Source organism: Streptomyces sp. NBC_01255 (genome assembly GCF_036226445.1).
Classification (GTDB): Bacteria; Actinomycetota; Actinomycetes; order Streptomycetales; family Streptomycetaceae; genus Streptomyces.
In genome coordinates, this window is sequence record NZ_CP108474.1 from 4,967,278 (window position 1) to 4,987,086 (window position 19,809).

The 19,809-nt window shown below is 71.4% G+C and carries 18 protein-coding genes; 11 read left to right on the plus strand and 7 right to left on the minus strand.

Annotated features, from left to right (window positions below):
• Positions 1-6: 6 nt before the first annotated feature.
• The gene (locus OG357_RS22415; protein ID WP_317596329.1) at positions 7-1,149 is read right to left on the minus strand and encodes a lipid-transfer protein; all 1,143 of its coding nucleotides are present in this window, start codon (positions 1,147-1,149) and stop codon (positions 7-9) included.
• Positions 1,150-1,267: 118 nt separating this feature from the next.
• On the opposite strand from OG357_RS22415, the gene OG357_RS22420 reads away from it, so the two are divergent.
• The 4 genes from OG357_RS22420 (at position 1,268) to OG357_RS22435 (ending at position 4,872) form a co-directional block, all read left to right on the plus strand.
• Positions 1,268-2,818 carry a FadD3 family acyl-CoA ligase gene (locus tag OG357_RS22420; RefSeq protein WP_329625657.1) on the plus strand — a complete coding sequence of 517 codons (1,551 nt, stop codon included), beginning with the start codon at positions 1,268-1,270 and terminating at the stop codon, positions 2,816-2,818.
• Positions 2,819-2,969: 151 nt separating this feature from the next.
• A complete protein-coding gene (locus OG357_RS22425; RefSeq protein ID WP_329622841.1) occupies positions 2,970-3,620 on the plus strand; it encodes an LppU/SCO3897 family protein in 651 nt (216 codons plus the stop codon).
• 179 nt (positions 3,621-3,799) lie between these two features.
• The gene (locus OG357_RS22430; RefSeq protein WP_329622842.1) at positions 3,800-4,339 is read left to right on the plus strand and encodes a matrixin family metalloprotease; all 540 of its coding nucleotides are present in this window, start codon (positions 3,800-3,802) and stop codon (positions 4,337-4,339) included.
• Positions 4,336-4,872 carry a hypothetical protein gene (locus tag OG357_RS22435; protein ID WP_329622843.1) on the plus strand — a complete coding sequence of 179 codons (537 nt, stop codon included), beginning with the start codon at positions 4,336-4,338 and terminating at the stop codon, positions 4,870-4,872. Before OG357_RS22430 ends, OG357_RS22435 begins: the two co-directional genes overlap by 4 nt.
• A 233-nt stretch (positions 4,873-5,105) precedes the next feature.
• Here the strand turns inward: OG357_RS22435 and OG357_RS22440 are convergent, their stop codons facing one another.
• Both OG357_RS22440 and OG357_RS22445 read right to left on the minus strand, forming a co-directional pair.
• The gene (locus OG357_RS22440; protein ID WP_329622844.1) at positions 5,106-5,333 is read right to left on the minus strand and encodes a hypothetical protein; all 228 of its coding nucleotides are present in this window, start codon (positions 5,331-5,333) and stop codon (positions 5,106-5,108) included.
• A gap of 214 nt (positions 5,334-5,547) precedes the next feature.
• Positions 5,548-8,562, minus strand: a complete 3,015-nt coding sequence (locus OG357_RS22445) for an AfsR/SARP family transcriptional regulator (protein WP_329622845.1) — start codon at positions 8,560-8,562, stop codon at positions 5,548-5,550.
• A 244-nt stretch (positions 8,563-8,806) separates the two neighbouring features.
• Between OG357_RS22445 and OG357_RS22450 the strand changes: the two genes are divergently transcribed.
• A complete protein-coding gene (locus OG357_RS22450; protein WP_443066817.1) occupies positions 8,807-10,048 on the plus strand; it encodes an amidohydrolase family protein in 1,242 nt (413 codons plus the stop codon).
• A gap of 67 nt (positions 10,049-10,115) precedes the next feature.
• On the opposite strand, the gene OG357_RS22455 is transcribed toward OG357_RS22450, so the two are convergent.
• Together OG357_RS22455 and OG357_RS22460 are read right to left on the minus strand one after the other, a co-directional pair.
• Positions 10,116-10,508, minus strand: a complete 393-nt coding sequence (locus OG357_RS22455; RefSeq protein ID WP_329622846.1) for a DNA-binding protein — start codon at positions 10,506-10,508, stop codon at positions 10,116-10,118.
• On the minus strand, positions 10,505-10,777 hold the full coding sequence (locus OG357_RS22460) for a hypothetical protein (RefSeq protein WP_329622847.1): 273 nt from the start codon (positions 10,775-10,777) through the stop codon (positions 10,505-10,507). The genes OG357_RS22455 and OG357_RS22460 overlap by 4 nt, the downstream gene beginning before the upstream one ends.
• A gap of 142 nt (positions 10,778-10,919) precedes the next feature.
• On the opposite strand from OG357_RS22460, the gene OG357_RS22465 reads away from it, so the two are divergent.
• The 6 genes from OG357_RS22465 (at position 10,920) to OG357_RS22490 (ending at position 18,970) form a co-directional block, all read left to right on the plus strand.
• Positions 10,920-11,837, plus strand: coding sequence for an LLM class F420-dependent oxidoreductase (locus OG357_RS22465; RefSeq protein WP_329622848.1), 918 nt, complete (start codon positions 10,920-10,922; stop codon positions 11,835-11,837).
• A gap of 11 nt (positions 11,838-11,848) precedes the next feature.
• Complete coding sequence (locus OG357_RS22470) at positions 11,849-12,622, plus strand: SDR family NAD(P)-dependent oxidoreductase (RefSeq protein WP_329622849.1); 774 nt, start codon at positions 11,849-11,851, stop codon at positions 12,620-12,622.
• 97 nt (positions 12,623-12,719) lie between these two features.
• The gene (locus OG357_RS22475; RefSeq protein WP_329625659.1) at positions 12,720-13,844 is read left to right on the plus strand and encodes an LLM class flavin-dependent oxidoreductase; all 1,125 of its coding nucleotides are present in this window, start codon (positions 12,720-12,722) and stop codon (positions 13,842-13,844) included.
• 131 nt (positions 13,845-13,975) lie between these two features.
• Entirely contained in the window at positions 13,976-15,715 is a 1,740-nt protein-coding gene (locus tag OG357_RS22480; RefSeq protein WP_329622850.1) for an N-acyl-D-amino-acid deacylase family protein, read from the plus strand.
• Positions 15,712-17,166, plus strand: coding sequence for an aldehyde dehydrogenase family protein (locus tag OG357_RS22485; RefSeq protein ID WP_329622851.1), 1,455 nt, complete (start codon positions 15,712-15,714; stop codon positions 17,164-17,166). The genes OG357_RS22480 and OG357_RS22485 overlap by 4 nt, the downstream gene beginning before the upstream one ends.
• A 238-nt stretch (positions 17,167-17,404) precedes the next feature.
• Positions 17,405-18,970: an APC family permease gene (locus OG357_RS22490; RefSeq protein ID WP_329622852.1), complete on the plus strand. Its 1,566-nt coding sequence runs from the start codon at positions 17,405-17,407 to the stop codon at positions 18,968-18,970.
• A 100-nt stretch (positions 18,971-19,070) separates the two neighbouring features.
• On the opposite strand, the gene OG357_RS22495 is transcribed toward OG357_RS22490, so the two are convergent.
• Positions 19,071-19,286 (minus strand): hypothetical protein, encoded by a 216-nt coding sequence (locus OG357_RS22495; RefSeq protein ID WP_329622853.1) that lies wholly within the window; start codon positions 19,284-19,286, stop codon positions 19,071-19,073.
• 59 nt (positions 19,287-19,345) lie between these two features.
• A complete protein-coding gene (locus OG357_RS22500; protein ID WP_329625660.1) occupies positions 19,346-19,792 on the minus strand; it encodes a carboxymuconolactone decarboxylase family protein in 447 nt (148 codons plus the stop codon).
• Between the last annotated feature and the right edge of the window lie 17 nt (positions 19,793-19,809).

A 19,809-nucleotide genomic window follows, 5' to 3' on the forward strand; every position in this document is an offset into this window, starting at 1 on the left:
GGCTCCTCAGGCTCGAAGGAGGATCGCGGAGGTGGGGACGCCCTCGCCGGCCGTGACCAGGCAGGTGGCGGCGTCGGGTACTTGGGCGGTGGAGCTGCCGCGGAGCTGCTTCACGCCTTCGTTGATGAGGTTGAAGCCGTGGACGTACGCCTCGGAGAGGCCGCCGCCACCGGTGTTGAGGGGCAGCCGGCCGCCGATCTCCAGGGCGCCGCCCTCGGTGAACGCAGCGCCCTCGCCGCGCCCGCAGAAGCCGTAGCCCTCCAGGGAGAGCGGGACGAGCGGGGTGAAGGCGTCGTAGATCTGGGCGACGTCGACGTCCTCGGGGCCGAAGTCGGCCTGTTTCCAGAGGTGTCGGGCGGCGGTCCAGGCGGGCCCGGAGAGCGGGTCGTCGTTCCAGTAGTTGACCATGCCGTGGTGCTGGGCGGGCAGGCCCTGGGCGGCGGAGTGGACGTACACCGGCTTCTGGCGGCAGTCGCGGGCCCGTTCGGCGGAGACGATGACGCAGGCAAGGGCTCCGTCGGTCTCCAGGCAGTTGTCGAAGAGGCAGAGGGGTTCGCTGATCCAGCGGGACGTCATGTACATCTCGCGGGTCATGGGGCGCTCGTACATGATCGCGGCGGGGTTCTGGTTGGCGCGGTTGCGGCAGGCGAGCGCGACGTTGAAGAGGTGGTCGCGGGTGGCGCCGTACTCGTGCATGTAGCGGCGGGCGAGCATGCCGATCTCGTCGGCGGGGCGGAGCAGCCCGAAGGGGCGGGTCCACTGGCCGGGGGTGGCGAGCTGGGCGGCGGTGTTGGTCCAGGGCCGGGGGCCGCTGCCCCGCTTCCGGGAGCGCCAGGCGACGCCGACGCTCGCCTGCCCGGCGGCTATGGCGGCGGCGAGGTGGCCGACGGTGGCGCAGGAGCCGCCGCCGCCGTAGCCGACCTTGGAGAAGAAGGTGACGTCGCCGGCGCCGATGGCCTTGGCGACCTCGACCTCGTCGGTCTCCTCCATCGTGTACGAGGCGAAGCCGTCGACCTCGGAGGGGTCGATCCCGGCGTCGTCGAGGGCGGCGAGGATCGCCCGGCAGGCGAGGGCCTTCTCGGACTCGGGGAGCCGTTTCGCGAAGGCGGTCTGTCCGATCCCGACGATGGCCGTGGCGTCCTTGAGCAAGACAACCTCCACGTGTGACAGCGCTACTGACAGCGCGTCAGGTTACAACTAATCTGACGGATAGTCAGCTCACGGGAGCGGGCGGCGTGGAGTGCTGGAGGTGGAGATGCACGCTGGGATGCGCGGCGACCTGGAGTGGGGCACGATCCCCGGGCTCGTACGGGCGGCGGCCGAGCGGTACGGGGAGCGGGAGGCGGTCGTCGACGGACGCGCCCGCGTCACGTACGCCGAATTCGGCGAGCGCGTCGAACGGGCGGCCGCCGCCTGTCTCGCCACCGGGATACGGGCGGGGGACCGGGTGGCGGTCTGGGCCCCCAACACCCTCGACTGGATCGTCTCGGCGCTCGGCGCCGTCACCGCGGGCGCCGTCCTCGTCCCCCTGAACACCCGCTTCAAGGGCACCGAGGCGGCGTACGTCCTCCAGAGCTCCCGGGCCCGCCTGCTCTTCGTCACCGGCACCTTCCTCGGCACCTCGTACGTGGCCTCCCTGCGCCGCTCCGGCGTCGCGCTCCCGGATCTGGAGAAGGTCGTCGTCCTCGGCGACACCGCGCCGGACGAGGCGGGCTGGACGACCTGGAAGGCGTTCCTCGCGGAGGGCGACCGGGTCCCGGCCGCACGGGTCCGCGCCAGGGCCGACGCGATCGACCCCTCCGACCCCTCCGACATCATCTACACCTCGGGCACCACGGGCCGGCCCAAGGGTGCCGTCATCGGCCACGCCCAGACGCTGCGCTGCTACGAGGTCTGGTCCGAGCTCGCAGGCCTCCGCGAAGGCGACCGCTACCTCGTGGTCAACCCCTTCTTCCACACCTTCGGCTACAAGGCCGGGATCCTCGCCTGCCTCATGCGCGGCGCGGTGATCGTCCCGCAGTCCGTCTTCACCGTGGACACCGTCCTCGCCAACATCGCCGCCGAGCGCGTCACGGTCCTCCCCGGCCCGCCCACCCTGCACCAGTCCCTCCTGGACCACCCCGCCCGTGCCGCCCACGACCTCTCCTCGCTCCGGCTCGTCGTCACGGGCGCGGCCGTGGTCCCGCTGCGGCTCGTCGAGCGGCTCCGCACGGAGCTGGGCGTCGGCACGGTCCTCACGGCGTACGGACTCTCCGAGGCGAGCGGCATCGTCACGATGTGCCGCCGCGACGACCCGGACGAGACCGTCGCCACCACCTCGGGCCGCCCGATCCCGGACACGGAGCTCCGCCTCTCGCCCACCGGCGAGGTCCTCGTCCGCGGCCACCACGTCATGCGCGGCTACTTCGAGGACGAGGAGGCGACGGCGGCGGCGATCGACGAGGACGGCTGGCTGCACACCGGGGACGTCGGCGTCCTGGACGAGGCGGGGAACCTGCGGATCACGGACCGGCTGAAGGACATGTTCATCGTGGGCGGCTTCAACGCCTACCCGGCCGAGATCGAGCAACTCCTCGGCCTCCACCCCGACATCGCGGACGTCGCGGTCGTCGGCGTCCCCGACCCGAGACTCGGCGAGGTGGGCAAGGCCTTCGTGGTCAGGAGGGCGGAGGCGCGGATGACGGCGGACGACCTGATCGCCTGGTCGCGGCGGGAGATGGCGAACTTCAAGGTGCCGCGGGAGGTCGAGTTCGTGACGGAGCTGCCGAGGAACGCGAGCGGGAAGGTGGTGAAGGGGGAGCTGAGGGCGAGGGGCTGACGGCGAAGGGCCTGACAGCGAAGGGCCGGCGGTGCGGGGCCGGCGGCGAGGGGCTCACGGCCCGGGGGAGTGCAACCAACTCCCCACGTGTACACGTCATACGAGCAGTCTTACGCTCCCCTTACCTCGCCCCCTCCTCCAGGAGCAGCCGGTGTCGACGCAAGAGATCCGCCTCACCCTCACCCCGCAGCAGGCCGCCACCGGCGTCGTCATCCCGGTCAACCTGCCGACGGGCCCCGTGCAGCTCGCCGTCCCGCCCTGCCGCAACGGCGACCTCGTCCCGGCCCGGCTCGGCAACGACACGGTGTACGTGCGCATCACGGTCTCGGGCGGCAAGAAGTCCGGCGTCCTGGGCTGCCTGGTCCCGCTCGTCGTGATCGGCGCGCTCGTCGGCGGCGCGTTCCTCCTGAACGACGACGACAAGGACTCGGCCGGCTCCAGGGGCCCGGGCCCGATCCCGACCTTCTCGATCTCACCCTTCCCGAGCCTCGACCTCGACCCCACCGCGACCGCCGCGCCCACGGAGGAGGAACCCGACCCCTTCGACAAGGGCACCTGCCTCAACGGGCAGCTGCCCGACTCGGAGACCGCGCAGAGCGTCGACGACGTCGAGGAGGTCTCGTGCTCGGCCTCGGACGCCCACTACAAGGTGATCCAGACGTTCCCGTTCACCTCCGACATGAACAAGTGCAACGCCAACCCCAAGACGCAGTACGCCTTCTCGCACCGGTACACGATGAACGGCGCGGTCGTCAGCCAGTACGTGTACTGCCTCGTCGGCCTGGGCTCCTACGCCCGCTGAGACCGCCCGCGCCCTGGCGGGCGCGCTCCGACGGGCGTTTCCCGGTGGGCCCTTCCCGGGAGGCGCTTCCTGGGAGGCGCTCGCCCGGGCGGGTGACGTCGGGCGTATCCCCGCCTCCTCGCCCCGGACCTGCGGATACGCTCCGGGATCCGGCCCCGGATCGCGCGAGGAGCACCCCCATGAGGGCAACGGGCCCCGTCACGGCCGCCGCCGTCCTGGCCGCCACCCTCCTGCTCACCCCTCACGCGGCGGGGGCCCCGGCCGCCCCCGCGCCATGCGTCTCCGGGGAGTCCGAGACCCGAGGGGACTCCAGCGTGGACGGCAAGGAGCTCCGCTGGGAGGACGACAGCAAGTACAACGACCCGCTGACCTGGGCCCACCGGGTCTGGTCCCTCGGCGTGGTGAAGATCGCCGCCGACGGCGCGGGCAGCGTCAACGACCTGGAGTGGCGGGACTACTCCAAGGCCGACGGGCACGCGGGCTACTGGCAGGGCAAACCGGGCGTCGACTACATCTACCTCAACGCCTACTACCTGGACGGCCGTTACAAGGACCGGAACTCCCGCCGGCACGTCGCCGTCCACGAGCTCGGCCACGCCCTGGGCCTGTGCCACAAGCCGGACACGTGGGCGTCCGTGATGTGGACGAAAGTCGCCGACACCCCGCCGACCGAGCCGACGCACCGCGACGAGGCGAACTACCGGAAGCTGTGGAAATGACCATGAACCCCAAGCGGATCGCCGGTCTTGTCGTCGCCGGGACGCTCGTCCTCGGCGCCACGGGCTGGGCCGCCGCCGAGGCCTTCACGACCCGCGCGGAGCCCGTGCACGCCCTCTGCCTCCCGGACCTCACCCGTGACGAGTACGTACCGGCCGCGATGAGCCGCCTCGCCTACGCCACCGTCGAGGAGACCGTCGGCTTCGCCCCGGACACGGACGGCGGCCCCGGAGGCATCCAGAAGGTCCGCCTCCGCGTCCTCCACACCCTGAAGGGCGAGGTCCCCGGCACCCTCACCCTGGGCCAGGGCGTCGGCGTGTCCGCCGACGGCGACTACACGAGCCACGACCCCCAGTACCCGGTACTCCGCCCCGGCCGCACCTACGTCGTCGGCTACGCCCCTGACCCCACCTACGGCGACGGCTACACCCGCTACGCCAAGCAGGAACCGGACTCCGCCCTCGACCGCTGGACGACCTACGTCTCCCGGGGAGCGGCGGCCCCACTGGGCGAAGGGTGCGGCGACGCGGCGTGAGCGCGGGATCGGACCGAGGCTCTCCGTCCGTGCACGCGAGAGGGGCCGGGCAGTTGCCCGGCCCCTCTCTTGCGGTGGTCCGATCGCGTTGCGCACGGGCCCTGCCCGGACGGATCCCCCCTGGGTCCGTCGGGTGTCCCCCGAGTCCGTGTGCTCCCCCGTCGACCGGACCTCCCTGGGCCCCGGCGGCTCCCCCGAAGTCGCCGCCGCGGCCTTTCCCCGTCGGGAATGGTCTACTTGGCCGGCTCGGACGTGATGTGCACGTTGCCGAGCGGGGCCACCGTGCCCGCGTCTGCCGTCGCGGGCTCGCCGGTGATGTGGACGTTCTTGATGCCGATCTTCTCGGCAATCGCGTCGCCGGCCTCGGCGTCCGTGATGTGGACGTTCTTCGTCTCCAGGTCGGCGGTCTCGCCGCCGGTGATGTGGACGTTGGTCGGCTTGATGATCTTGTCGTCGCTCATGGCCACTCCTGTGATGCCTAGGCAGGTGGGTCTGCGGGGCACGTCCGGCTGCTCCCCCGTGGGCTGCCGGACGTGCCCCAATGCAGGGCCGTTCACCCTAGTGCGTTGGTGCGACGGCCTCATCGGTGACCCGTCTGCCCCCCGAGGCGACGGATCGATAGGTAGACCATGACGCGGTGCGATAAACGAACGATGAACGCCCAGACGGGAGGGCTTACGCGGCCGTGCTATGGGTCAGAAGTGCGCGCACTTCCTGGGCTTCGGCCGAGTTTGCGCCCTCGAAGATCTCAAGCGCGTCCTGCCAGCACACGTGGGCGCGCCCCGACTGGCCGATCCCCAGCAGGGCATGGCCCAGGACGGTGAGTACCTTGCCGCGTCGCCATTCCCCGCCGACGTCACGGAGGACGGTCAGTGCCATCTCTGCGTTCGAGGCGGCCGGTGCGTACCGCCGGGCTGCCAGGTCGACCTCGGCGAGACGAAACAGTGTCATGCCCTCCCACAGTCGCTGGCGGCTGTCAGCGAACGTGTCGAGAGCCTCCCGGAGGCAACGGGACGCCTCGGGGAGCTGGTTGCCCTCAGTGAGCGCGATGCCCATCGCGTAGCGGCCGTTAGCTCCCTTGAGTGCATGTCCGAGTTCGTCGTACATCTCGGTTCCCCGCTGGGCGAGGGCCACGGCGCTGCTCGGCCGTCCGGTCGCCAGGTGTACGCGGGACTGGTTGCACAGCGCGCTCGCCTCGCCGGCGAGATCCTCGCACCGCTTGAAGTCGGAGATGGCGCGCATGAGGTGACGTTCTGCGTCCTCGTACCTGTTGCGGTAGAACGCCATGGCGCCGAGGAGGTTGGAAGCCCAGCATCCAGGGAGTGGGTCGCTCGCCGTCTCGGCCACGGCCAGGGCGGTGTGTGCCTCGTGATCCGCCTCGTCGAAGCGGCCCGCCACGTGCTGGACGTACGCGAGGGTCAGGGCCGCGCGGCCCTTCGCCCGTACGTCGCCCATCCGCCCCGCCGCCTCCCGCAGCACCGTCGCCACCGCCTCGTACTCCTTCGAGTTCGCGCCCGACTCCGCCAGGTCCAGCGACGCCCACAGCAGGTCCACCGCTCGGCGGAGGGTCGTCGGGGACGGGGCCGACTGGCGGACCGTGGCCAGGAGGCAGTTGGCTTCCGCGTACAGCCAGTCCTGGGCCGTGTGGCGGTCGGTGAAGGTGAGGCCCTCGTGGGTGGTGGGTTCCAGGTGGTCCACCAGGCGGTCGCCCGGGCGCTCGATCGCGTACACCCTCGCCGCTGTCGAGAGGTAGAAGTCCAGGAGGCGGGACAGGGCCGACTCCTTCTCCGACGGGGGCTGCTCGTCGCGGTCCGCGCAGGCACGCGCGTAGAGCCGGACCAGGTCGTGGTAGCGGTAGCGGCCCGGGGCCGCCGATTCCAGGAGGGACGTGTCGACCAGGGCCTCCAGGAGGTCCTCCGTGTCCCAGAGGGGGAGGTCCAGGACGGCCGCCGCCGCCGCGAGCGAGATGTCCGGGCCGTCGGCGAGGCCGAGGAGGCGGAAGGCGCGGGCCTGGGCCGGTTCGAGCTGGCCGTAGCCGAGTTCGAAGGTGGCCTTGACGGCGAGGTCGCCCGCCTGGAGTTCGTCGAGGCGGCGGCGCTCGTCGGCGAGCTTCACCGCCAGGACCGAGACCGTCCACGTGCGGCGGGCCGCCAGGCGGGACGCCGCGATGCGGATCGCCAAGGGGAGGAAGCCGCAGGCTGCCACCACGTCCAGGGCCGATTCGCGTTCGGCCTGGACTCGCTCCTCTCCGACGATCCTCGTGAAGAGCTGCAGCGCCTCCTCCGGGGACATCACGTCCAGGTCCACCAGGTGCGCGCCTGCCAGGTCCACCATCCGGATGCGGCTCGTCACCAGGGCCGCGCAGCCTGCCGTGCCGGGCAGGAGGGGGCGGATCTGGGCCGCGTCCCTCGCGTTGTCCAGGAGGACCAGGACCCGGCGGCCGTCGAGCGTCGAGCGGTAGAGCGCGGCGCGGTCGTCCAGGGAGTCGGGGATCGCCGAGTCCGGCGTGCCGAGGGCGCGGAGGAAGGAGCCGAGGACGGTTTCCGGGGCGGCGGCGCGGTTGCCCGCGCCCTGGAGGTCCACGTACAGCTGGCCGTCCGGGAAGTGCGGCCGGGCCTCGTGGGCCACGTGCACCGCGAGGGTCGTCTTCCCGACGCCGCCGATCCCCGCCAGCGCCGAGACGGCCATGACGTGGCCCTCGGCCGTCGCGAGCCGGGCGCCCAGTTCGCGGACGAAGGAGACTCGGCCCGTGAAGTCGGGGACCGTGGCGGGGAGTTGCGCCGGGCGTGCCACGGGTGCGGCCGCCGGGGTCGCCTCCTCCACCGGGCGGGCCAGTTCGGCGTCGCCCTGGAGGATGCGCTGCTGGAGCCGGGAGAGTTCGGGTGTCGGGTCGACGCCGAGCTCGTCGGCGAGGAGCCGGCGCGTGTCCGCGTACACGGCGAGCGCCTCCGCCTGCCGTCCGCCCCGGTACAGGGCGAGCATGAGCAGCTCGCGGAGCCGCTCGCGCAGCGGGTGCGCGGCGGTCAGCGCGGTCAGCTCGGAGACGGCCTCGGCGTGCGCGCCGACCTCCAGGTCGATGTCGAGCCGGGTCTCCAGGAGTGTGAGCCGCCATTCCTCCAGGCGGGTCCGCTGCGTCTCGGCGTACGGGCCGGGTACGGAGGCGAGGACCTCGCCGTCCCACAGGGCGAGGGCCTCGGCGAGCCGGGCCCGCGCGCCCGCCCGGTCCCCGGAGGCCCGTAGCTTCTCGGCCTCGGTGGCCAGTTCCTGCGCGGTGAGGAGGTCCAGGGCCTTGGTGCGCAGGGCGTAGCCGCCGGACTCGCTGACCAGGACCTTCGGGTCGAGGGCCTTGCGGAGGCGGGAGGCGTACGTCCGTACCGCCGCGAGGGCCTGCGAGGGCGGGTCCTCGCCCCAGAGCGCGTCGATCAGCTCGGATGCGGTGGCGGTGCGTCCGCCGCGCAGGAGCAGGGCGGCGAGCAGGGCGCGCTGCTGCGGCGAGCCCGTGGGCAGGGCTTCGCCGTCCCGCCAGGCGCGTACGGGGCCGAGCACGCCGAAGCGCAGCTCACCGCCGGATTCACTCGTGATGCCCGTGCCCGCGCTCACCTCGGAATCCGTGCCCGCGCCCGCGTCGGCTCCCGCGCCCGCCTTCCGAGCGCGCTGCACCGGAACTCGCGGCCCGTCTTCACGGCCCATAGCTCCCCCTGCCCGTACCGCTGGTTTCGCCCAGGACAGTCTGCCTTGTCCGGAGGGAGTCCGTCAGCATCGGGTCGGCCGAGAACGGGGCCGGGAGCGGGACTGGAGCGGTGCTGGAACCGGGTCGTTGCGCGACCGTTGTACGCCACGGTAGCTGACGGGCCGTCAGATCAGCGCTACCGTGAAAGCCATGGAGCGCATGGAGAGCACGGAGAGCAGTAGGGAGAGCGACATGGAGCGCGGCATGGACAGCGGCACGGAGGCCGTCCCCGGGGACTTCCCGAAGATCATCTCGGTGGACGACCACACCGTGGAGCCCCCGCACGTCTGGCGGGACCGGCTCCCGTCCCGCTTCCACGACACCGGCCCCCGGATCGTCCGCGCCCCCCTCAAGGAAATGACCTTCCTCGGCGGCAAGTTCGCGCCGGTCATGGGCGCCAAGGGCGACGACGGGCCCATCGGCGACTGGTGGGTCTACGAGGACCTGCACCGGCCCCTCACCCGGCTCGACACCGCCGTCGGCTACGACCGGGACGAGATAAAGCTGGAAGTCATCACCTTCGAGCAGATGCGGCCCGGCTCCCACTCCGTCCCCGACCGCCTCGCCGACATGGACGTCAACCACGTCCAGTCCGCCCTCTGCTTCCCCACCTTCCCGCGCTTCTGCGGGCAGACCTTCACCGAGGCGAGCGACCGCGAGCTCGGCCTGCTCTGCGTCCGCGCCTACAACGACTGGATGGTCGAGGAGTGGTGCGGCCCCGAGGCGAACGGCCGGCTCATCCCGCTCACCCTCATCCCGCTCTGGGATCCCGAACTCGCCGCCGCCGAGGTCCGCCGCAACGCCGCGCGCGGTGTGCGGGCCGTCGCCTTCTCGGAGATCCCGCCCCACCTCGGGCTCCCCTCGGTCCACACGGACCACTGGGACCCCTTCTTCCGCGCCTGTGACGAGACCGGCACGGTCATCGCCATGCACATCGGCTCGTCCAGCCGGATGCCGTCCACCTCCGCCGACGCCCCGCCGGCGGTCGGCTCCACCATCACCTTCGCGAACTGCTGCTTCTCGATGGTCGACTGGCTGATGAGCGGCAAGTTCGAGCGCTTCCCGAACCTGAAGATCATGTACGCGGAGGGGCAGATCGGCTGGATCCCGTACATCCTGGAGCGCGCCGACGTCGTCTGGGAGGAGAACCGCGGCTGGGGCGGGGTCGCGGACAAGGTCCTGCGCCCGCCGTCCGAGCTCTTCGCCGGGCACGTCTTCGGCTGCTTCTTCGACGACGCCTTCGGCCTGAAGAACCTCGACTCGATCGGCGTCGGGAACGTCCTGTACGAGACGGACTACCCGCACTCCGACTCCACCTGGCCCAAGTCGCGCGAGGTCGGCGAGGCCCAGATGGGCCACCTGGCACCGGACGTCGTCGACCGGATCGTCCGCGGCAACGCGATCGAGCTCCTCGGGTTGAGCCCGGACGGTCTCTGGCGGCCGTGACCTGAGACGCCCACCGGTCGGGCCTCGTCCACATCGTTCCGGGCCGAAGCCCTGCCGGGCCTTCCGTTCAGACCTTGATCACACGAATGCCGGGCCCGCACAGGGCGGTCAGGTCCTCCGGGGCCGAGGTCAGGACCGTCACCGGGGCCGGAGAGGACAGCGCGGTCGCGGCCACGAGGGCGTCGAGGGCGTACTTGTGGCCGTGCAGGCCGGCACCCGCCAGGAGCTTGCAGGCCAGGCGGGCGATGGTCTCGCTCGGCGGGATCACATTCACGCGTGAGGCGGCGTAGTCGAAGCGGGCCTGGGGGACCCGGGCGTCCCGGGCCTCGACGAGAGTGGCGGAGCTGGTGACGACCCGGATGTCCTCGGCCTCGGCTGCCACGAGCCATTCGAGCAGGTCGGTGGAGCGTCGTACGAGCAGTGACAGGCCTTCGCAGTCCAGGACGAGCGTCCCGCTCACGCGGCGTCCGCCCGCTTCGCGGCCTCGCCGCGGAGCATCGCGCGCTTCGCTTCGACGGCGGCGGCGTCGGCCGGGCCGAGTTCCGCCTCGGCGTCCTCGATCAGCTCACGCAGCCGTTCCCGCTCCAGCTGGCGCTGGACGAGCGCCTCGATGTACGAGGACATGCCGCGCTTGCCGGTGCGCTCCTTGAGCGCGGCGATCGTCCCCTCATGCAGGGAGACGGAGATGGGACGGGTCGGGCCCTCGCCGGGGCCGGGCTGCTCGCTCATGGAGAGAATGATAGCAGCCGATTAACAATCGGATTGTTATTTGCCCCCCGTTCGCCCCGCCTCACCCCTTGCCTGATGGTCCGTCAGGGGTGAGCATGGGGCCGTCGCCGTAACTGACGTAGCGTCAGACGAAGGGGTTCCCATGGTGGTCTACGGGATGCAGCTGCCCGTCCAGTCGCAATCCGCCCTCTACGCCGAGGCCTGGGAGGCGGCAGCGGGACCGGCGGACCTGCTCGCCGTCGCCCGCGCCGCCGAGGAGCACGGCTTCGACTACCTCGCGAGCTGCGACCACGTCGCCATCCCGCGCCGTCTCGCCGGGGCGATGAGCACCGTCTGGTACGACCCGGTCGCCACGCTCTCCTTCCTCGCCGCCGCCACCGAGCGCGTCCGGCTCCTCTCGCACGTCGCCGTCGTCGGGCTGCGGCATCCGCTCGTCACCGCCAAGGCGTACGCGACCCTCGACCACCTCTCCGGCGGCCGCCTCGTCCTCGGCGTCGGCGCCGGGCATGTCCAGGAGGAGTTCGAGGTGCTCGGCGTGGACTTCGCGCGCCGGGGCGCCGTCCTCGACGAGACCGTCGACGCGCTCCGGGCGGCCCTCGGCCCCGAGGAGTACCCCGAGCACCTGGGGGAGCGGTTCGCCTTCAAGGATCTCGGGCAGCTGCCCCGGCCCGCCCAGGAGCGGGTCCCCGTCTGGGTGGGCGGCTCCTCGCCGGCCGCCGTGCGCCGGGCCGCGCTCAAGGGCGACGGCTGGCTGCCGCAGGGCGACCCGCGCGACAAGCTCGCCGAGCAGATCCGGCGGCTCCTGCGGCTCCGTGCCGAGGCGGGCGTCGCCGAGCCGATCACGGTCGGCGCCATCACCGAGGCGCTGTACGTCGGCGCCCCCGGCTGGGAGGTCGGCCGCCGCACCCTGAGCGGCTCGCCGGAGGAACTCGCCGCCTCGCTGCGCGCGTACGGGGAGATGGGCGTGCACCAGATCCAGGTCCGGTTCCGCTCCCGGAGCCGTACCGAACTCATCGACCAGATGGCGGCCTTCGGCACGGAGGTCGCCCCCCACCTCTAAGGAGTGCGGACATGGGCAAGCTCGACGGGCGGGTCGTCCTCGTCACCGGCGCGGCGCGCGGGCAGGGCGAGCAGGAGGCGCGGCTCTTCGCCGCCGAGGGGGCGCGGGTCGTCCTCGCGGACGTGCTCGACGACGCCGGCGAGGCGCTGGCCAAGGAGCTGGTGGAGTCGCTGGGGGAGGAGCGGGCCGTCTACGTCCACCTCGACGTGACCAGGGAGGAGGAGTGGGCAGCGGCCGTGGCCGTCGCCAAGGAGCGGTTCGGGAAGATCGACGGGCTCGTCAACAACGCCGGGATCCTCCGCTTCAACGAGCTGCTCTCCACTCCCCTGGAGGAGTTCCAGGCCATCGTCTCGGTCAACCAGACGGGCTGCTTCCTGGGCATCCGGACGGTCGCGCCCGAGATCGCGGCGGCCGGCGGCGGCACGATCGTCAACACCGCCTCGTACACGGGGCTGACCGGCATGGCCGGGGTCGGCGCCTACGCGGCGAGCAAGCACGCCGTCCTCGGCCTCACCAAGGTCGCGGCGCTCGAACTGGCCGCGCGGAACATCCGGGTGAACGCGGTCTGCCCCGGGGCGATCGACACCCCGATGAGTAACCCGGAGGGTGTGGACCCGGCGGCCACGGCCGAGCTGTACCGGAAGCTCGTGCCGCTCGGGCGGATCGGGCAGGCCGCGGAGGTGGCGGCCCTCGCGCTCTTCCTGACGGGCGAGGACTCGGCGTACATCACGGGGCAGCCCTTCGTGATCGACGGCGGCTGGCTGGCGGGCGTCAGCCTGTTCTGACGAGGCGTCAGGTATTGACGCACTCATCCCGTGGTGCCACAGTCGGGCACATCAGAGATCTGACGGATCGTCAGAAATAATGAGGACGGTGAACCCCTTGGAATTCGGGATCTTCGTACAGGGATACGTCGGCAAGCGGGCCGAGACCGATCCCGAAGCCGAGCACAAGGCCCTCATGGAGGAGACCGAGTACGTCATCCAGGCGGACAAGTCCGGCTTCAAGTACGCCTGGGCTTCCGAGCACCACTTCCTGGACGAGTACTCGCACATCTCGGCCAACGACGTCTACCTGGGCTACCTCGCCCACGCCACCGACCGGATCCACCTCGGCTCCGGCATCTTCAACCCCCTCGCCCCGGTCAACCACCCGGTGAAGGTGGCCGAGAAGGTCGCCATGCTCGACCACCTCTCCGGCGGGCGCTTCGAGTTCGGCTCCGGGCGCGGCGCGGGCTCCCACGAAATCCTCGGATTCATGCCGGGCATCACCGACATGAACCACACGAAGGAGATCTGGGAGGAGACGATCGCCGAGTTCCCCAAGATGTGGCTCCAGGACGAGTACGTCGGCTTCCAGGGCAAGCACTGGTCGCTCCCGCCCCGCAAGATCCTGCCGAAGCCGTACGGGAAGTCCCACCCCGCCATGTGGTACGCGGCCGGGTCCCCCTCCTCGTACGCCATGGCCGCCAAGAAGGGCCTCGGCGTCCTCGGCTTCAGCGTGCAGAAGGTCTCCGACATGGAGTGGGTCGTCGAGTCGTACAAGACGGCGATCAAGGAGGCCAAGGCGGTCGGCGACTTCGTCAACGACAACGTCATGGTCACCTCCACCGCGATCTGCGCGGAGACCCACGACAAGGCCGTCGAGATCGCCGTCTCCGGCGGCCTCAACTACCTCCAGTCGCTGCTCTTCCGCTACCACGACACCTTCCCCCGGCCCGAGGGCATCCCCGAGTGGCCCGAGCTGCTCCCCGAGTACTCGGCCGAGATCATCGAACTCCTCATCCAGGAGGAGCTGATGATCTGCGGAGACCCCTCGGAGGTCCTCGCCCAGTGCAAGCGCTGGGAGCAGGCCGGCGCCGACCAGCTGTCCTTCGGGATCCCGATCGGGGTCTCGTACGAGGACACGATGAACTCGATCAAGCTCATCGGCGAGCACGTGATCCCCAAGATCGACACGGACCCGGTCCACCGCACGACCCGCTTCCGCCAGGCCGCGGGTTCCTGACGGGACCGCCGGTACGAACGCGGGGCGGTGTCTTCCCGGATCGCCGCCCCGTACAAGCCCCGGCCGGAGGCCGTTCCGCGGCGGCCCCCGGTCCGGGGCACACCCGCGTCCACGGACAGAAAGGGACCGTCATGCTCGACCACCTGATCACCGGCGCCACCGTCGTGGACGGCACCGGCGCCCCCGCCTTCACCGCCGACGTCGGGATACGCGACGGACGCATCGCCGTCGTCGCCGAACCCGGGACCGTCCGCGAGGAGGCCCGGACCACCGAGGACGCCACCGGCCTCGTCCTCACCCCCGGCTTCGTCGACCCGCACACCCACTACGACGCCCAGCTCTTCTGGGACCCGTACGCCACCCCCTCCATGAACCACGGCGTCACCACCGTCGCCGGCGGCAACTGCGGCTTCACCCTCGCCCCGCTCCACCCGGACCGGCCCGCGGACGCCGACTACACGCGCCGCATGATGTCCAAGGTCGAGGGCATGGCCCTGGCGGCCCTGGAGGAGGGCGTCGACTGGAGCTGGTCCTCCTTCGCCGAGTACCTCGACGCCCTCGAAGGACGGATCGCCGTCAACGCCGGCTTCATGGTCGGCCACTGCGCGCTGCGCCGGTACGTGATGGGCGCCGACGCCGTCGGCGGGCAGCCCACCCCCGAGCAGCTGGAGCAGATGGTCTCCCTCCTCAAGGGGGCGATGGAGGCCGGGGCCTGGGGGCTCTCCACCACCCAGTCCTCCACCCACTCCGACGGCGACGGCGCCCCCGTCGCCTCCCGGCACGCCACGCCCGCCGAACTGATCGCCCTGTCGAAGGCCGTCGGCGAGCACGAGGGCACCCAGCTGGAGGCGATCCTGGCCGGCTGCCTCGACCAGTTCTCCGACGCCGAGATCGAGCTGTTCGTCGAGATGACCGCCGCCGCCGGACGCCCGCTCAACTGGAACGTCCTCACCATCGACGCCGCCGTCCCCGAACGCGTCCCGCGCCAGCTCACCGCCTCCGAGCGGGCCCGCAAGTCCGGCGGCCGGATCGTCGCCCTCACCATGCCGATCCTCACCCCGATGAACATGTCGCTCGGCACGTTCTGCGCCCTCAACCTCATCCCCGGCTGGGGCGAGATCCTCGCCCTCCCCGTCCCCGAGCGGATCGCGAAGCTCCGCGACCCCGACGTGCGGGCGGAGATGCTGCGGCGCGCCGACTCCAAGGAGGCCGGGGTCTTCCGGCGGCTCGCCCACTTCGGCCGGTACGTCATCGGCGACACGTACAGCGCGGAGAACGAGGGCCTGAGCGGCCGGGTCGTGAAGGACATCGCCGCCGAGCGCGGCCAGGACCCCTTCCAGTGCCTCGTCGAGATCTGCGCCAACGACGACCTGCGGACCGTCCTGTGGCCGATGCCCAGCGACAACGACCCGGCGTCCTGGGCGCTGCGCCGGGAGACCTGGGACCACGAGGACGTGCTGCTCGGCGGTTCGGACGCGGGCGCGCACCTGGACCGGATGTGCGGGGCGCCGTACACGACCCGCTTCCTCGGCGACTGTCTGCGCGGCCGGAAGCTGGTGCCCCTCGAGCGGGCGGTGCGGATGCTGACCGACGAGCCGGCCCGGCTCTTCGGGCTGCGGGAGCGCGGCCGTATAGAGGAGGGCTTCCACGCCGACCTCGTCCTCTTCGACCCGGAGCGGATCGAGGCGGGCCCGGCGACGCTCGTGCACGACCTGCCGGGGGACAGCCCGCGGCTGGACTCGCGCGCGATCGGGATCGTCTCGGTCCGGGTCAACGGCGTGGAGACGATCAGGGACGACGAGGTGACCGGCGCGATCCCGGGGAAGGTGCTGCGCTCCGGCCGCGACACGAGGACGGTGGCGACGCGATGAGGACCGAGCGGCTTTTCATCGGCGGCGAGTGGGTCGAGCCCGACGGCGGCCACTACGAGGTGATCGACCCGGCCACGGAGGAGGTCGTCGGCCTGGCGCCCGAGGCGTCGCGCGCCCAGGTGTACGAGGCGGCCGCCGCCGCCCGCGAGGCCTTCGACTCCTGGTCCCGGACGAAGCCGGAGGAGCGGGCGGCGATCCTCGACCGGGCCGCGGACCTCATGGCCCGGGACGCCGAGGAGAACGTCCTGCTCGCGCGGGCCGAGACCGGCGCCACCACCGGCACCGCCCGCGGCATGCAGGTCGCGATCGGCTCCTCCCGCTTCCGGCGGTACGCGCGGGGCGCGATGGAGCCGGTCGAGCAGGCACTGCCCCCGCAGATCAACGAGGCCGGGCCGATGGGCAAGGCCGGGGTGTTCGGCGCGGTGGCGGTGCGGCGACCGGTCGGCGTGGTCACCTGCATCACCTCGTACAACAACCCCTGGGCCAACCCGGCGGGGAAGATCGCGCCGGCGCTCGCGATGGGCAACACGGTCCTCGTGAAGCCCGCCCCGCAGGACCCGCTGTCGGTGTACGCGATGACCCGGGCCCTGGCGGAGGCCGGGGTCCCGGCGGGCGTCGTGAACGTGGTGACCGGCTCCTCCGCGGAGTCCGGGCAGGCGGCCGTCGACTCCCCGGACGTCGACATGGTCTCCTTCACCGGCTCCACGGCCGTCGGGCAGGCGATCGGCGAGGTCTGCGGGCGCGCGCTGAAGCGGCAGCTGATGGAGCTGGGCGGGAAGGGGGCCGCGGTCGTCTTCGACGACGCGGACCTGGACTCCGCCGTCATGGGCATCGGGACGACCTTCGCCTTCTACAGCGGGCAGATCTGCACGGCCCCGACCCGGGTGCTCGCGCAGCGCGGGATCTACGAGCAGCTGATCGAGAAGCTGACCGGCTTCATGGCCTTCATGAAGGTCGGCGACCCGGCCGTGCAGGGCACGGTGGTCGGCCCGGTGATCTCGGCGGCCCACCGCGACCGGGTGGAGTCGTACGTCGAGCTGGGGAGGAAGGAGGGGGCGCGGGTCGTCGCGGGCGGCGAGCGTCCGGACTTCGCCAAGGGCTTCTACGTGGCCCCGACCCTGCTCGCCGACTGCACGAACGAGATGCGGGTGGTCCGGGAGGAGATCTTCGGCCCGGTCGTCGTGGTCGTCCCCTTCGACGACGAGGAGGAGGGGATCGCGCTCGCCAACGACAGCGACTACGGCCTGATCGACTACGTGTGGTCGGGCGACGTGGCCCGCGCCTTCCGCGTCGCGGCCCGGCTGCGGGCCGGCGGGGTGGGCGTGAACACGATCGGGCGGAACATGGAGGCCCCGTTCGGCGGATTCAAGCGGAGCGGGGTCGGACGGGACGTCGGCTCGTACGCGCTGCACGCGTACAGCGAGCTCCAGGCGGTCGTCTGGCCGGGCTGAGGAAGGGTTCGAAAATTCCTCGGGAAATTTTGAAAACGGACATTTAGGGTACTGCTGCGGTTCCCGCATATCGGACACGGATCGACGGACCTACCAGTTGGTCGGTCCGTTCCGGTCGTCGATCTTTCAATCATTGGCGGGTGGTCGCTTCCACCCGCTCAATGCAAGGCGATGATCGATCAAGTGAGCGGACTTCGATCTTCCGGATGTGGAAACCGCAGCATTTAACGTCCTGTTCATGACTCAGGTGGATGCACGGCCCCAGGCCGGAGACACGGTAAGGCCAGTCGACGCCCCGGGCGCCACCCAGGCCGTACGCACCAAAGGCCTCGGAGGGAACTCCGTCGGCCTGCTCGGCAGTGCCGTCATCGGCATCTCGACCGTCGCCCCCGTCTACTGCCTGACGTCGACGCTCGGCTCCACGGCCGGCGAAGTCGGCCTGCAGATGCCCGCGATCTTCCTCGCGGGCTTCCTCCCGATGCTCCTCGTCGCCTTCGCGTACCGGGAGCTCAACCGGGTCATGCCCGACTGCGGCACCTCCTTCACCTGGACCGTGAAGGCCTTCGGCCCCAAGATCGGCTGGATGTGCGGCTGGGGGCTCGTCATCGCGACGATCATCGTGCTCTCCAACCTCGCCGGCGTCGCGACCTCCTACTTCTGGCTCCTCGCGGGTGAGATCAGCGGCAGCGAATCCATCGCCGCCCTGGACGACAACAAAGCCGTCCACATCATCACCTGCCTCACGCTCATCGCCGTCGCCACCGCCATCAGCTACCGCGGCATGACCGCCACCAAGGGCATCCAGTACGCCCTCGTCGGCCTCCAGCTCGTCGTCCTCGTCGTCTTCGTGGCGATGGCGCTGTCGAAGGCCGGCGACTTCGAGACCTCGGTCTCCTTCTCCTGGTCCTGGATGAACCCCTTCGCGGTCCAGTCCTTCGCCGCCTTCACCGCCGGCCTCTCGCTCTCGATCTTCATGTACTGGGGCTGGGACGCCTGCATGGCGACCAACGAGGAGACCACCGGCAGCGCGAAGACCCCCGGCCGCGCCGCGCTCATCGCGATGGTCGTGCTGGTCGCCTCGTACCTCGCCACCGGCATCGCCGCGCAGATGGCCGTCGGCTCCGGCGAGGAGGGCCTCGGCCTCGCCAACCCGGAGACCTCCGACAACGTCTTCGCCGCCCTCGCGGGCCCGGTCATGGGTCCGGCGCTCGGCATCCTGCTCTTCGTCGCGGTCCTCGCCTCGGCGGCCGCGAGCCTCCAGACGACCTTCATCCCGGTCGCCCGCACGGTGCTCGCCATGTCCACGTACGAGGCGCTGCCGAAGTCCTTCACCAAGGTCCACCCGGTGTTCAAGACCCCCGGCAAGGCCACGATCGTGGCCGGCCTCGCCACCGGCGTCTTCTACACCGTGATGACCCTCGTCAGCGAGAACGTCCTGGTCGACACGATCTACGCGCTCGGCCTGATGATCTGCTTCTACTACGCGCTGACGGCCTTCGCCTGCGTCTGGTACTTCCGCGGCGAGCTCTTCCGCTCCGGCCGGGACTTCGCCTACAAGGGCCTCATGCCGCTGCTCGGCGGGCTGATCCTCACCTCCGTCTTCGGCAAGACCCTGTACGACATGTGGGACCCGGCCTACGGCTCCGGATCCGCCGTCCTCGGCGTCGGCTCGGTCTTCGTCATCGCGGTCGGGCTGCTGCTCCTCGGCGTGGTGATCATGCTGGTCATGCAGCGGAAGAGCCCGGCGTTCTTCCGGGGCGAGATCCTCACGAAGGAGACCCCGTCGCTGGTGGTCGCCGACTGACGGCAGCCGTACGTTCCTGAGTCATCCGAAACGCGAAGGTGGCGGCCCGTGGGGGGTCCGCCACCTTCGTCATTCCGCTGTACGGGGTCAGGGCCAGGGGTCAGCGCCCGGGGAGCAGCTTCTCCACCGCCGCGTTGGCCGGCGGCAGGTCGGGCGTGCCGGCCGGCTTCGCCTTGGGGGCCAGGACGCCGCTGAGCGGGACGACGGAGGGCAGGTTCATGCCGCCGGTGTCGGCGGCGGCGGTCCCGGCGGTGGCGCCCGCGAGACCCGCGGCGGCGAAGGCGGTCAGGGCGGCTGCGGTGAGGATCTTCTTCATGCCGGTCCAACGCGGACGGGACGGATCCGGTTACGACGACGGCCCGCCGCCCGTGATGCCTACCAGGTCGCCCCGGCCGGCTGCCGGGTCGTCGCGTTGATCCGGTTGAAGAGGTTGGTGACCCCGAGCCACAGCACGATCTGGGCGAGCTGCGTCTCGTCGTAGTGGCGCGCGGCCTCCTCCCACACCTCGTCCGGCACGGCGTCCGCGCGGTCCGCGAGCCGGGTCGCGTGCTCGGCGAGGGCGAGCGCCGCCCGCTCGGCCTCGGTGAAGTACGGGGTCTCCCGCCAGGCCGCCACCGCGTGCAGCCTCTCGTCGGTCTCGCCCTCCTTCTGCGACTTCAGGGCCCCGCCGACCACGCAGTAGCCGCAGCCGTTGATCTGGCTGGCGCGGAGGTGGACCAGGTCGAGGGTGGAGGCCGGCACGTCGCCGCCGGACTGGACGGCCTTGACGAGCCGGAGGATGGCGGGCACGGCGTCGGGGAGGACGGCGGCGGGGTTGGACATGCGTGCGACGGCCACGG

What these genes read in the sequence shown, in the direction of transcription:
- OG357_RS22420 (WP_329625657.1), top strand. Translation starts at nt 1,268, where the DNA reads ATGCGCGGCGACCTGGAGTGGGGCACGATCCCCGGGCTCGTACGGGCG.
- OG357_RS22490 (WP_329622852.1), top strand. Translation starts at nt 17,405, where the DNA reads ATGACTCAGGTGGATGCACGGCCCCAGGCCGGAGACACGGTAAGGCCA.
- OG357_RS22445 (WP_329622845.1), bottom strand. Translation starts at nt 8,562, where the DNA reads ATGGGCCGTGAAGACGGGCCGCGAGTTCCGGTGCAGCGCGCTCGGAAG.
- OG357_RS22485 (WP_329622851.1), top strand. Translation starts at nt 15,712, where the DNA reads ATGAGGACCGAGCGGCTTTTCATCGGCGGCGAGTGGGTCGAGCCCGAC.
- OG357_RS22460 (WP_329622847.1), bottom strand. Translation starts at nt 10,777, where the DNA reads ATGAGCGAGCAGCCCGGCCCCGGCGAGGGCCCGACCCGTCCCATCTCC.
- OG357_RS22440 (WP_329622844.1), bottom strand. Translation starts at nt 5,333, where the DNA reads ATGAGCGACGACAAGATCATCAAGCCGACCAACGTCCACATCACCGGC.
- OG357_RS22480 (WP_329622850.1), top strand. Translation starts at nt 13,976, where the DNA reads ATGCTCGACCACCTGATCACCGGCGCCACCGTCGTGGACGGCACCGGC.
- OG357_RS22470 (WP_329622849.1), top strand. Translation starts at nt 11,849, where the DNA reads ATGGGCAAGCTCGACGGGCGGGTCGTCCTCGTCACCGGCGCGGCGCGC.
- OG357_RS22465 (WP_329622848.1), top strand. Translation starts at nt 10,920, where the DNA reads ATGGTGGTCTACGGGATGCAGCTGCCCGTCCAGTCGCAATCCGCCCTC.
- OG357_RS22450 (WP_443066817.1), top strand. Translation starts at nt 8,807, where the DNA reads ATGGACAGCGGCACGGAGGCCGTCCCCGGGGACTTCCCGAAGATCATC.
- OG357_RS22495 (WP_329622853.1), bottom strand. Translation starts at nt 19,286, where the DNA reads ATGAAGAAGATCCTCACCGCAGCCGCCCTGACCGCCTTCGCCGCCGCG.
- OG357_RS22435 (WP_329622843.1), top strand. Translation starts at nt 4,336, where the DNA reads ATGACCATGAACCCCAAGCGGATCGCCGGTCTTGTCGTCGCCGGGACG.
- OG357_RS22500 (WP_329625660.1), bottom strand. Translation starts at nt 19,792, where the DNA reads ATGTCCAACCCCGCCGCCGTCCTCCCCGACGCCGTGCCCGCCATCCTC.
- OG357_RS22430 (WP_329622842.1), top strand. Translation starts at nt 3,800, where the DNA reads ATGAGGGCAACGGGCCCCGTCACGGCCGCCGCCGTCCTGGCCGCCACC.